This window comes from Corynebacterium tuberculostearicum (assembly GCF_030229345.1).
GTDB lineage: Bacteria > Actinomycetota > Actinomycetes > Mycobacteriales > Mycobacteriaceae > Corynebacterium > Corynebacterium tuberculostearicum_G.
On record NZ_JASPGP010000006.1, the window covers coordinates 124209 to 137039 of the forward strand.

Consider the following 12831-nt stretch of genomic DNA (forward strand, 5'->3'; position numbering starts at 1 on the left):
GGGGTGAAAGACAACAGGCCTATGGCCGCTAGATTCAGTGCGCGCTCTAGCGCCCGCGCGCACTCCACTTAGCCATGCCAGCATACCTTTTATGCCTAGCTTTCTATAATTGCGCACCGCCGGTTAGAAAATTACTAGACTGAATAAAGTTAAGTACTTTTTGCCTAGACGTAAGCGAGGCTTTCCAGTGTCGAAAGATAAGTTGTCCCCAGAACTCCAAACTATGGTCGAGCGCCGTTATCCGGAGGATTGGTCGGAGTTTGACACCCGCGCCGTCGACACCGTGCGAGTTCTAGCCGCAGATGCTGTACAAAAGTGCGGTTCCGGCCACCCCGGTACGGCAATGTCCCTCGCTCCCCTCGCCTACACTCTCTACCAACGCGCCATTAACCATGATCCCGCCGATGTGCACTGGGCCGGCCGCGACCGCTTCGTTCTTTCGGTTGGTCACTCTTCCCTCACCCAGTACATCCAGCTTTACCTGGGCGGCTTTGGCTTGGAGATGGACGATCTCAAGCAGCTGCGTACGTGGGGTTCGCGCACGCCTGGCCACCCTGAGGTGCACCACACCGATGGCGTGGAAATCACCACTGGCCCCCTTGGCCAAGGCCTTGCTTCCTCCGTTGGCATGGCCATGGCGGCACGGAAGGAGCGCGGCCTTTTCGATCCTAAGGCACCGGCCGGCGAGTCTCCTTTCGACCACTACATCTACACCATCGCTTCCGATGGTGATCTACAGGAAGGCGTTACCGCTGAGGCCTCTTCCCTGGCGGGTACGCAAAAGCTGGGCAACTTGATTGTCTTCTGGGACGATAACCGCATCTCTATTGAGGACGATACGAATATTGCTTTCAACGAAGACGTGGTCGCCCGCTACGAGGCCTACGGCTGGCACGTCCAAACGGTCGAATCCGGCGAAGACGTCGTAGCTATTGAGGAGGCCGTCAAGGCCGCACAGGCAAAGACCGAGCGCCCTTCCTTCATCCGCGTGAAGACCGTCATCGGCTACCCGGCCCCGAATAAGATGAATACCGGCGGCGTTCATGGCGCTGCGCTGGGCGATGACGAAGTTGCTGCCACCAAGGAGGTCTTGGGCTTCGATCCGGAGCGCAGCTTCCACATCGACGACGAGGTCATCGCACACACCCGCAAGCTGCGCGAGCGCGGCGCAGAGAAGCACTCCGCATGGCAGAAGAAGTTCGACGAATGGGCTGCAGCTAATCCGGAGAACAAGGCACTCTTTGACCGCATGCAGGCGCGCGAATTGCCGCAAGATTTCGACGCTGAATTGCCGGTGTGGGAACCGGGTGAGTCTTTGGCCACCCGCAAGGCTTCTGAGGCCACCATCCAAGCCTTGGCCGCTTCCCTTCCTGAGATGTGGGGTGGCTCTGCTGACCTTGCCGGCTCCAATAACACCGTGATTAAGGGCGCGGACTCCTTCGGCCCCGCAGCCATTACCACCGATATGTGGTCAGCTCAGCCGTATGGCCGCAACCTCCACTTCGGCATTCGCGAGCACGCGATGTCTGCGATCATGAACGGCATTGCTCTGCACGGCAATACCCGCGTTTACGGCGGCACCTTCCTTATTTTCTCCGAGTACCAGTACCCCGCTGTCCGCCTGGGCTCGTTGATGTCTACCGATACCTACTATGTCTGGACCCACGACTCCATCGGCTTGGGCGAGGATGGCCCGACCCACCAGCCGGTAGAGACCCTTTCCGCCCTTCGCGCTATCCCGAACCTGTCCGTTATTCGCCCGGCCGATGCCAACGAAACCGCTCAGGCTTGGGCCGCAGCGCTCGAGTACAAGGCCGCACCAAAGGGCCTGGCACTGAGCCGCCAGGGACTGCCGGTACTGGAAGGCACCAAGGAAAAGGCACATGATGGCGTGCGCCGCGGCGCTTATGTTCTGGTGGAAGCATCCAAGGAAACGCCAGACGTAATCCTCCTCGCTACCGGCTCTGAGGTGCAGCTTGCCGTCGCCGCCGCTAAGGAACTGGAGGCCGCCGGAACAGCCACCCGCGTTGTCTCCGCACCGTGCCTCGAGTGGTTTGATGAGCAGGATGACGCATACCGCGAGTCCGTGCTGCCTAGCGAAGTGCAGGCCCGCGTGTCCATCGAAGCCGGCATCGCTATGCCGTGGCACAAATACACCGGTTCCTTCGGCCGGACCATCTCCATCGAGCACTACGGCGCCTCCGCTCCTGCGGGCGAGCTCTTTGAGAACTTTGGCTTCACCACCGCAGCGGTTGTTGAAGCGGCGCAGGAATCGCTCGCCGCCGCGAAGAAGTAAACCTCCAGGACTGGATAAGGAGTAATCATGAACCACATTTCCGAACTTGCCCAGCTGGGAACCTCAACCTGGCTCGATGACCTTTCTCGCGAGCGCCTAGTATCGGGCAATCTCGAGGAGATAATTTCCACGAAGTCCATCGTGGGAGTTACCACCAACCCGGCTATTTTCGCCGCAGCGATGACCAACGGCACCGCCTACGACGCCGAGCTTTCCACGTTGAAGGAAGCCAAGGCTTCCGCGGATGAGGCGGTGTACGCATTGGCTATTGAGGACGTCAAGAATGCCTGCGACCTCTTTGCAGGTATCTACTCCTCTACCAACGGCGCAGATGGCCGCGTGTCCATCGAGGTCGACCCACGCATTTCTGATGACGCTAACGCCACCCTTGAACAGGCGCGTGAGCTATGGTCCAAGGTTGATCGACCCAACGTGATGATCAAGATTCCGGCCACGACCGGCTCCCTTCCGGCCATCGAAGATGCCCTGGCAGAGGGAATCAGCGTCAACGTCACCCTTATTTTCTCCGTGGATCGCTACCGCGATGTCATTGAGGCTTTCCGTACTGGCCTCAAGCGTGCCGCCGAAGCAGGCAAGGACGTCTCTACCATTCACTCCGTGGCTTCCTTCTTTGTTTCCCGTTTGGATACCGAAGTAGATAAGCGCTTGGAAGCCATTGGCAGCGAGATTGCTCTGGCACTGCGGGGTAAGGCGGGCGTCGCCAATGCGCAGCGCGCCTATGCCCTCTTCCAGGACGCCTTGCTTGACGACGCCGACTTGCCCGAAGGCGCCCACCTCCAGCGTCCACTGTGGGCTTCTACCGGCGTAAAGAATCCGGAGTACCCAGCCACCTTGTACGTATCGGAGCTGGCTGGCCCGCACACGGTAAACACCATGCCGGAAAAGACCATCGATGCGGTTCTCTCTGAGGGCAACCTTCACGGCGATGCCCTGTCTGATAGCTGCGAGGCTGCAGAAGGCGTCTTTGCCCAGCTAGAAGAGGTCGGCATTGATTTCGATGATGTCTTTGCAGTGCTGGAGCGCGAGGGCGTAGATAAGTTTGTCGCCGCGTGGGAGGAACTGCTTGCTTCCATTGAGGAGCGACTCGCGTAAACTAGCCGTGTGACTTGTGCCCCGCCGAGAATTCGGCGGGGCATTCTGCCGCTAGAATATTAGCGAGCTTAAAGCCCATAAACTCAGGAAGGATTCTTCGTGACCGACTCAGCCGCTTGGGTCAACCCCTTGCGCAATGCCAGCGACAAGCGATTGCCGCGAATCGCAGGACCCGCGGGCATGGTCATCTTCGGCGTTACCGGTGACCTAGCATATAAAAAGCTACTGCCCGCAATCTACGACCTAGCAAGCCGTGGACTCCTACCCGCTGGCTTTACCCTTGTGGGTTATGGTCGCCGCGACTGGGACAAAGTCGCATTCTGTGACTACGTTCGCTCAGCCGTCATCGCTGGCTCACGTACCGAGTTCAATGAAGATGTCTGGCAGCATCTATCCCAGGGCATCGAATTTGTACAAGGCTCTTTCGACGATGCTGGATTCGATCGCCTCTCGGCGCGTCTGGGCGAGCTAGATCGCGAGCGCGGCACCGGCAGCAACTGGGCATACTACCTTTCGGTTCCACCGGAATTCTTCTCCAATATCTGCCACCAGCTGGAGCGGGTGGGCATGGCCAACTCCGTCGAGGACTCGTGGCGCCGAGTAATCATTGAGAAGCCTTTCGGCCACGATCAAGAGTCTGCCCGCAAGCTCAATGAGATTGTCAACGCCGTCTTCCCCGAGTCCGCGGTCTTCCGCATTGACCATTACTTGGGCAAGGAAACGGTGCAAAACATCATGGCTTTGCGCTTTGCCAATCAAATTTTTGAGCCCATGTGGAACGCCCACTACATCGATCACGTCCAAATCACCATGGCCGAAGATATTGGCTTGGGCGGCCGTGCCGGATACTATGACGGCATCGGTGCGGCTCGCGACGTCATCCAGAACCACCTGCTGCAGCTTTTGGCTCTGGTTGCGATGGAAGAACCGTCCTCCTTTGAGCCCGAGGCCCTGCAGGCAGAAAAGGTCAAGGTGTTACGCGCTACCCACGCCGTGCACCCACTCAATAAGACGACTGCTCGCGGCCAGTACTCCGCCGGCTGGCAAGGCTCCGAGTTTGTCAAGGGCCTGCGCGAAGAAGAAGGCTTCGATCCGGAGTCCACGACGGAGACCTATGCAGCCTGCACCTTGGAAGTAAACTCCCGCCGCTGGGGAGGAGTGCCTTTCTACCTGCGCACGGGCAAGCGCTTGGGCCGCCGCGTGACCGAGATTGCGCTGGTATTCAAGGCAGCGCCAAATCAACCATTCGTCGACGGCCAGACCGATGCGCTGGGCCGAAACGCCGTCGTCATCCGCGTACAGCCGGATGAAGGTGTCACCATGCGCTTTGGTTCCAAGGTGCCCGGCTCCACCATGGAGGTCCGCGACGTCAATATGGACTTTGCTTATGCTGAGGCCTTTACCGAGGAATCTCCGGAAGCATACGAGCGCCTGATTTTGGATGCCCTCCTCGATGAGTCCTCGCTCTTCCCCACCAACGAAGAGGTGGAACTTTCCTGGTCGATTTTGGATCCCATCATCGATTACTGGGCCGAAGCAGGCCAGCCGGAGGAATACCGCGCTGGCACATGGGGCCCTGAATCCGCCGATAGAATGTTGCGCCGCCGGGGCCACTCCTGGCGCCGCCCATAGGAGGGAAGCAGACAATGATTATTCCATTGCCCAACACCACTACGCGTGAGATCTCCAAAAAGCTAGTAGAGGCCCAGGAGCATTACACCCTTACTACCGGCCGAGTACTTACCCTAATCGTGGCGGCCCGCGAGGACGATGATCTGGAAAATATCCTGGCCTCCGTGCGCGATGCCTCCCACGAGCACCCGTCGCGCGTTCTGGTCGTCGTGACGGGCGACCCGCAGGCAGATACCCACCTTGACGCGCAGCTGCGCGTGGGTGGTGAAGCGGGTGCTTCTGAGATGGTCATCATGAAGTTGCACGGCGCTTTGGCAAACCAGGACGAGGCAGTCGTTACTCCACTGCTGCTTCCCGATACGCCCTTGGTTGCCTGGTGGCCTACCTTGTGCCCGCCTGACCCAGCTGCCAGCTCGGTGGGCAAACTGGCTCAACGCCGCATCACCAACGTTGCCCATGACGGACGCGTCACTGGCGAAGATCTGCGCACCTTATCCGCCGGTTACACGCCGGGCGATTCCGATATGTCCTGGGCCGCCATCACTTTGTGGCGCGGCGTCGTGGCCTCCGCATTGGACCGCCATCCTCACGAGCCCGTGCAGTCCGTCGAGGTAGCGGGCCCTGCGGGCCACCCAGCTCCAGACTTCGCGGCCGGATGGCTCCTCGATCGTCTGGCAGTCCCCGTCCACCGCACAGTGACCGACTCTCAGGAGCCGCACTTCCCGGTGACCCACTTGCGGTTTAACCGGGAAACGAGCCACGTCGACGTAGATGTCGTCGACGAGCGCACGGTGCGTGTGTGCGTTCCAGGTTCCCCGGATTCCTTGGTGAGCCTTAGCAAGCGCTCCCAAGCTGAGGTTCTCTCTGAAGAATTGCGCCATCTGGATGCCGATAAGACTTATGCGCAAGCGCTCCGTGCGCTAGCCCAAGTAGACTACAGTAAGCAGTAAAACGGCTTAACTCTGATTCTTTGCAAAGGATAGCGATACCTCATGGTAACTCTTCACCGCGTAAGCGATGTGGATGACCTTATCTCCCAGGCCGCGCTGAAATTCGTGGATACCGTAGCGCGTATCCAAGCCGCCGGTGGCGGGCTCCACCACGATGGGGTCGCGCGAGTTGTCCTAACCGGCGGTGGCGCTGGAATTGGCGTTCTTCACGAGCTAGCTCGTTTGGATTTCGCGGCACAGCAGCAAGGCGAGAATTTTCCAGCCCAGCGCATCGATTGGTCGCGCGTTCACGTCTTTTTCGGCGACGAGCGTAATGTACCCGTCTCTGACGCAGATTCTAATGAGGGTCAAGCACGCAGTGCGCTGCTCAACCACGTAGATATTCCGGACCAGAATATTCACGGTTTTGATCTGGGCGCGGTGTCCATGGAAGCCGCGGCGAGTGCGTATGAGCCAGAGCTAAAGGAATTCGCCCCGAACGGATTCGACCTGCATCTGCTGGGCATGGGGGAAGAGGGCCATATTAATTCCTTGTTCCCCCATTCTGAGGCGGTCCGTGAACAAGAAGAGCTAGCTGTTCCCGTTCACGACTCTCCCAAGCCGCCGAGCGAGCGGATTACCCTTACTCTTCCCGCAGTCAACAAGTCTGATCGTATTTGGCTCCTCGTTGCCGGCGAGGCCAAGGCGGAAGCTGCCAAGCACGTCGTTGAAGGCGCTGAGCCCGAAGAATGGCCGGCTGCAGGCGCGCACGGTAAGGAAGAAACCATCCTCTTCCTTGCCGATGACGCTGCCTCCGAGCTCTAGGCACGGCTGCCTAATGCGCAGCCGAGCTGAACTTGTGGCTCGGCGCCACACAAAAAGCGCCGGTACCGCTTCCCCACCGCCAGTTCCCACAGGGAACCTAGAGGTTGGAAGCCGATACCGGCGCTTTCGCTCTTCCAGCTGGTAGCTTAAGCGAATGCCTGGATGAGGTTAAGGCCTACGATGCACGCAAGCCAGATAATTACCATGATCACGGTGTAACGGTCCAGGTTCTTTTCCACGACGGTCGAGCCGGAAAGGTTAGACTGCACGCCGCCGCCGAAGAGGCTGGACAGGCCGCCGCCTTTGCCCTTGTGCAGCAGCACGAAGATGGACATCAAAATAGCTGCGATGACCAAGATGATTTCCAGTGCCAAGACCATGAGGATAATCCTTATTTCTAACGTGCGCCCTGTGGGTAACTCTCGCCACCCGCTAGCGCGGAATCGTACTTTTAGGCTTCGCGTACAGCAAAGCAATCACACCGGCCCACTGTACACGATGACGCGGGCTGGAACCATTCCAACCCGCGCCTTTGCGCGAACCTGTGACAGGTGATAACTCCTGTTAGTTCAGGGCATTAGCTGCGTTGGCCGCCAACTTGGCAAACTCCTCGCCGACCAAGGAGGCACCACCGATAAGGCCGCCGTCGACGTCAGGCTTGCTGACGATCTCTGCAACGGAATCAACCTTGACGGAACCACCGTAGAGAATGCGGATACCTGCAGCAACCTCCTCGCCTGCGAGCTCCTTTACGAGCTCACGGATGGCGGCGCAGACTTCCTGGGCATCGTCTGCGGAGGCAACCTTGCCGGTGCCAATCGCCCAAACTGGCTCGTAGGCGATAACAGTCTTGGCAAGCTGGTCTGCGCTCAGGCCAGCCAAGGAATTGCGGGTCTGGTTAACCACGTAGTCCACGTGTGTACCGGCCTCGCGTACAGCCAGCGGCTCGCCCACGCACACGATGGGGCTGATGCCATTGTCCAATGCTGCGGCTGCCTTTTCTGCAACAAGCTTATCGGTCTCGCCGTGGTACTGACGGCGCTCCGAATGGCCCACGACCACCCAGCTGCAGCCGAGCTTGGCCAGCATCTTGCCAGATACTTCACCAGTGAATGCGCCGGACTCGTGCTTAGAGATGTCCTGCGCACCGTAGGTGACCTGCAGCTTGTCGCCCTCTACCAACGTTTGGACAGTGCGGATATCAGTAAACGGGACCATGTAGGCCACGTCGACCTTCTCGTAGTAGTCCTTTGGCAGGGAGAAGGCGAACTTTTGAACGGAGCCGATGGCCTCGACGTGGTCGAGGTTCATCTTCCAGTTACCTGCGATAAGTGGGGTGCGTGCCATGAATTTTTCCTCTCTTTATGGCAAGTTGATCAGGCAGTTTTAGGCTTCCAGGACAGATACGCCCGGAAGCTCCTTGCCCTCGAGGTACTCGAGGGAGGCGCCGCCGCCGGTGGAGATATGGCTGAAGCCGTCCTCGTCCAAGCCCAGCATACGCACGGAGGCAGCGGAGTCGCCGCCACCGACGACGGAGAAGGAACCGTTGTTTGCGGTGGCGTCGATAATAGCCTGCGCTACACCAGCAGTGCCCTTGGAGAAAGCTTCCATTTCGAATACGCCCATCGGGCCATTCCAGAAGACGGTCTTGGAAGAAGCAAGAACCTCTGCAAATTTTTCCACGGACTTTGGCCCAATATCCAGGGACATCCAGCCCTCAGGGATGCTATCGAGCTCGACCACCTGGGTCTCTGCATCCGCCGCGAACTTGCTTGCAGCAATCAGATCAACCGGAAGCACCAGCTTGTCACCAAAGCGCTCGAGCAGGTCCTTGCAGTTTTCGATCTGATCTTCCTGCAGCAGGGACTCTTGAACGTTGTAGCCCTTGGCAGCCAGCAGGGTGTAGCACATGCCGCCACCAATGATGACCTTGTCTGCCTTGCCGGCCAGTGCCTCAATCACGCCGAGCTTGTCCGAAACCTTGGCGCCGCCGAGGACAACCACGTACGGGTGCTCCGGCTCCTTAGCTACCGTGGACAGAACCGACAGTTCCTTTTCTACGAGCTTGCCTGCATAAGCCGGCAGGCGCTTAGCGACGTCATACACAGATGCCTGCGCACGGTGGACAACGCCAAAGCCATCGGAAACAAAAGCGCCGTTATCGGCTGCCAGAGCAACGAGCTCGTCAGCGAACTGGCCGCGCTCAGCCTCGTCCTTGGAGGTCTCACGGGGGTCGAAGCGGACGTTTTCTACCAACATCACGTCGCCATCGTTGAGGCCGTTGGCACGCTCATGAGCGTCTTCTCCGGTGACGTCGCCGGCTAGGGCAACGTACTGGTCAAGCGCTTCAGACAGCGCTTCAGCTACTGGAGCCAAAGAGAACTTAGGGTTTACCTCACCCTTGGGACGACCCAGGTGAGCGGAAAGAATGACCTTTGCGCCACCTTCTACCAGTGCCTTGATGGTCGGAAGAGAAGCGTTAATACGTCCGGGATCGGTAATGTTTCCCTCTTCATCAAGTGGAACATTGAAGTCAGAGCGGACGAGGACGTGGCGGGATTCGACGCCCTCATTGAGAAGATCGTCAAGTGTCTGGAAAGCCATTATTTACTCCTTAATTAATTCGGACGGGTTAAAAGGCTATAGATATAAGAATACCGGCCACGACGCAGCGCCGTTAAGGCTTGCATCGGGCCGGTTCCTCATTGCTAGAGCTCTAGTTTAGAGCTTGTCTGCCACCAGGTTGGTCAGGCGAACGAGCTGGGAAGTGTAGCCCCACTCGTTGTCATACCAGCCCAGAACCTTGACCAGGTTGCCGTTGGAAACCTTGGTCATGCCGGAGTCGAAGATGCAGCCGTGCGGGGAGGTAACAATATCGGTGGAAACCAGCGGATCCTCGGTGTATGCGAGGGTGTCCTTGAGCTCGCCCTCAGCAGCTTCCTTCAGGGCGGCGTTGATTTCCTCGGCGGTGACGTCGCGGGAAGCGGTGAAGGTCAAGTCAGTAGCGGAGCCGGTGATAACCGGAACGCGCATTGCGTAACCATCCAGCTTGCCGTCCAGCTCAGGCAGAACCAGGGATACGGCCTTAGCAGCGCCAGTGGAGGTAGGCACCATGTTTACTGCAGCGGCACGGGCGCGGCGCGGATCCTTGTGCGGAGCGTCCTGGATGCGCTGGTCGCCGGTGTAAGCGTGAACGGTGGTCATCAGGCCCTTTTCGATGCCGAACTCGTCATTGAGAACCTTTGCCATCGGTGCCAGGCAGTTAGTGGTGCAGGATGCTGCGGAGATGACGTTGTGGTTTGCCGGATCATAGGTGTCAGAGTTGACGCCGTAGACGAAGGTTGCGTCTACTTCCTTACCCGGAGCGGAGATAATGACCTTCTTGGCGCCAGCTTCGAGGTGAGCCTTGGCGTCGTTGCCGTTAGTGAAGCGGCCGGTGGACTCGATGACGAGGTCTACGTTGTACTCGCCCCACTTGAGCTGCTTCGGGTCCTTCTCGGCGGTTACCACGATGCGGTGACCGTTAACGGTGATGGACTCATCGTCGTGGGTAATTTCGCCATCGAAGCGGCCCAGTACGGAGTCGTACTTCAGCAGGTTAGCCAGCGTGCCGTTGTCGGTCAGGTCGTTTACTGCAACAACTTCGAGGTCGTTGTCACCCTGAGCGACTGCACGGAAAAAGTTACGGCCGATGCGGCCAAAGCCATTGATACCTACGCGGATAGTCACTGTATTTCTCCTCAAAGAGTCGAGTAATTGTGTGTACGGGTATGTGCGCGGGTCTTTCGATGAAGTCTGTGTTTGAGAAGCGCCCGAGCGTTTTCCCTTACATCGCCGATACTACCGAGCGTTTTTGGTCAGCGCAGACTCCCAGCGGCCTTAAGAACTAGTAGATGACAGACTTTCCAAAAGCGCGTACACTCTTTCCGATCCTTTTTATTTACCACATATAAACCCGCTGGATAGGCCCGAACCCGTGGGTTTGTGTTGTGTTTACCCCGTAAACGTGAGATATATCACTGCTACACTTCAGGAGTTGCGCCCGCCTCTGCCCGATCGGACATTGAGAAATGCTGCCGCTAACACCTACCAAGACGACCGTATTGTTTCCGTGACACCCACCGCACGATATGCTTTCCTTACTCACTGGCTCACAAAGCGTTTAAGGCAACCCTGCCTGCTCTAGCGCCACCGTTGGTCACCGTGAGAATGCTTTCAGGTGCCCGTAGTTTCCTACGGGCAAGACCACCGTAGAAATCAAGGACGTCTCTTGTTCGAAATAAATACCTCTGCTGTGGGTGACAGCCTCGGGCTTACCGCCCTGGTGGCGATTCTCCCGCTCATTGCATTCTTTATCATGCTGCTAGGCGTAAAGGCACGCGCGCATACTTCTGGCGCCGTTGCCCTGGCAGTATCCCTCATTATTGCCATCGCCGGCTTCTCCATGCCGGTAGATATGGCTTTGTCCTCCGCCGTACGTGGCGGGCTTTTCGGGCTCCTGCCCATTGTTTGGGTCATCATTACCGCAATCTGGTTCTATGAAATCACCGTAGCCTCCGGGCGCTTCGAGGATTTGCGCAAGACCTTTGACCTGTTGGGTGATGGCGATATTCGCATTCAGGCTATCCTCATCGCCTTCTGTTTTGGCGGTTTGTTGGAGGCCCTCGCTGGCTTCGGCGCCCCCGTGGCCATTACCGCGACCATGATCATGGCCCTTGGCGTGAAGCCACTGCGCGCGGCAACAGTAGTTCTGATTGCTAATACCGCTCCGGTTGCTTTTGGCGCGGTTGGCATCCCGGTAACCACAGCTGGCGAGGTAGCCGGTCGCAGCGCCGAGCAGACCCAGGACATTGCAGCACTTATCTCCTTGCAGGTGCTGCTCATCGCCGCTATCGTGCCATTCCTCATCGCCTTTATCTTGGACGGCATCCGCGGTGTGAAGGAAACTGCCCCGGCCGCTGCCGTGATTGGCGTTTCCTTCGCGTTGGCTCAGTGGTTGGCCGCGACTTTCTTTGCGTACCAGCTCACCAACGTCATCGCCTGCATCGTCTCCTTGGGCTGTGCTTTCGCTTTCCTCCGGGTATGGAAGCCGAAGGGTGTCAAGGAGTTGCGCGAGCGTCTCGAGCTGCCTGCCGCCGAGTCCACCACCGACCTCAACGGGCGCCGTATCTGGATGGCGCTGCTTCCCTACGCGGTAGTAACCGTTGTCTTTGCTGTGGCAACCGCAGCCCCCGCCATCTTCGGATTCCTCAAGATCCACTTTGCCTGGCCTTTGCTTGATGACGCGATTGTCGACGCCGACGGTAACCTCATGGATACCAGCTTCAGTTTCAATGTCTTTGGCAACCCAGGTACGCTCCTGCTGCTCTCGGGCATTATCGTTGCGGTTGTCTACCACTTCTTCAATGAAAATGGCCGCTACAGCCTAGGCTTTGGACAGCCGGTAAGCGCCTTTGGGGACGTCGTCAGCCGCATGAAGTTCTCGGCTCTTACCATCATCCTGGTGCTGGCCTTGGCCTATACGATGAACTACTCCGGCCAGACTATTGCTATTGGTGAGTTCGTCTCTTCTGCCGGCAGCATCTTTGCGCTCTTCGCCCCAGTCCTGGGCTGGATTGGTACCGCGGTTACTGGCTCCGATACGTCTGCTAATGCCCTCTTTGCCAACCTGCAGGTTGCAGCGGCAGAGCGAATCAGCGTGAATCCTGACCTCATGCTCGCGGCCAATACCGCAGGCGGCGTTGTGGGCAAGATGATCTCCCCGCAGTCCCTTGCAATTGCGGCTACCGCCGTCAATATGGAGGGCAAGGAATCAGTCATCCTGAAGAACGTAGTGGGCTACTCCGTGGCCTTCCTTGCGTTTGTCTGCGTCATCGTGTTCCTGATGACAAACGTCCTAGGATTCCTCGTGCCCTAGTTCTTTAACGCTTCTGGCTAGCCGGTTGCGCACCTGCTAGCCGCTTGATTTCTAGCGGTCGTGGAAACACCTGACATGGGTTGGGTGATTGTGTGGAGTCGAAATGGGTTCCGGATTCT

General features: G+C 58.2%; 10 protein-coding genes. 6 read left to right on the plus strand and 4 right to left on the minus strand.

Annotated elements, in window-relative coordinates; genetic code table 11:
• Positions 1 to 223: 223 nt before the first annotated feature.
• From tkt to pgl, 5 genes are all read left to right on the plus strand, one after another.
• The gene (tkt, locus tag QP884_RS06065; protein WP_284821300.1) at positions 224 to 2296 is read left to right on the plus strand and encodes a transketolase; all 2073 of its coding nucleotides are present in this window, start codon (positions 224 to 226) and stop codon (positions 2294 to 2296) included.
• A gap of 27 nt (positions 2297 to 2323) precedes the next feature.
• Complete coding sequence (gene tal / locus QP884_RS06070; protein ID WP_284821290.1) at positions 2324 to 3409, plus strand: transaldolase; 1086 nt, start codon at positions 2324 to 2326, stop codon at positions 3407 to 3409.
• A 99-nt stretch (positions 3410 to 3508) separates the two neighbouring features.
• Positions 3509 to 5041: a glucose-6-phosphate dehydrogenase gene (zwf, locus tag QP884_RS06075; RefSeq protein WP_005328410.1), complete on the plus strand. Its 1533-nt coding sequence runs from the start codon at positions 3509 to 3511 to the stop codon at positions 5039 to 5041.
• Positions 5042 to 5055: 14 nt separating this feature from the next.
• The gene (locus QP884_RS06080) at positions 5056 to 5991 is read left to right on the plus strand and encodes a glucose-6-phosphate dehydrogenase assembly protein OpcA (RefSeq protein ID WP_204608982.1); all 936 of its coding nucleotides are present in this window, start codon (positions 5056 to 5058) and stop codon (positions 5989 to 5991) included.
• Between the two features lie 42 nt (positions 5992 to 6033).
• Positions 6034 to 6795, plus strand: a complete 762-nt coding sequence (pgl, locus tag QP884_RS06085; RefSeq protein WP_284821291.1) for a 6-phosphogluconolactonase — start codon at positions 6034 to 6036, stop codon at positions 6793 to 6795.
• A 146-nt stretch (positions 6796 to 6941) separates the two neighbouring features.
• On the opposite strand, the gene secG is transcribed toward pgl, so the two are convergent.
• From secG to gap, 4 genes are all read right to left on the minus strand, one after another.
• Positions 6942 to 7175, minus strand: a complete 234-nt coding sequence (gene secG / locus QP884_RS06090; RefSeq protein ID WP_150851357.1) for a preprotein translocase subunit SecG — start codon at positions 7173 to 7175, stop codon at positions 6942 to 6944.
• A 184-nt stretch (positions 7176 to 7359) separates the two neighbouring features.
• Positions 7360 to 8142 carry a triose-phosphate isomerase gene (gene tpiA / locus QP884_RS06095; protein ID WP_284821293.1) on the minus strand — a complete coding sequence of 261 codons (783 nt, stop codon included), beginning with the start codon at positions 8140 to 8142 and terminating at the stop codon, positions 7360 to 7362.
• Between the two features lie 39 nt (positions 8143 to 8181).
• Complete coding sequence (locus QP884_RS06100) at positions 8182 to 9399, minus strand: phosphoglycerate kinase (RefSeq protein ID WP_284821294.1); 1218 nt, start codon at positions 9397 to 9399, stop codon at positions 8182 to 8184.
• 117 nt (positions 9400 to 9516) lie between these two features.
• The gene (gene gap, locus QP884_RS06105) at positions 9517 to 10524 is read right to left on the minus strand and encodes a type I glyceraldehyde-3-phosphate dehydrogenase (RefSeq protein ID WP_005324862.1); all 1008 of its coding nucleotides are present in this window, start codon (positions 10522 to 10524) and stop codon (positions 9517 to 9519) included.
• 541 nt (positions 10525 to 11065) lie between these two features.
• Here gap and QP884_RS06110 point away from each other — a divergent pair.
• On the plus strand, positions 11066 to 12712 hold the full coding sequence (locus QP884_RS06110) for an L-lactate permease (protein ID WP_284821295.1): 1647 nt from the start codon (positions 11066 to 11068) through the stop codon (positions 12710 to 12712).
• Positions 12713 to 12831 lie beyond the last annotated feature (119 nt).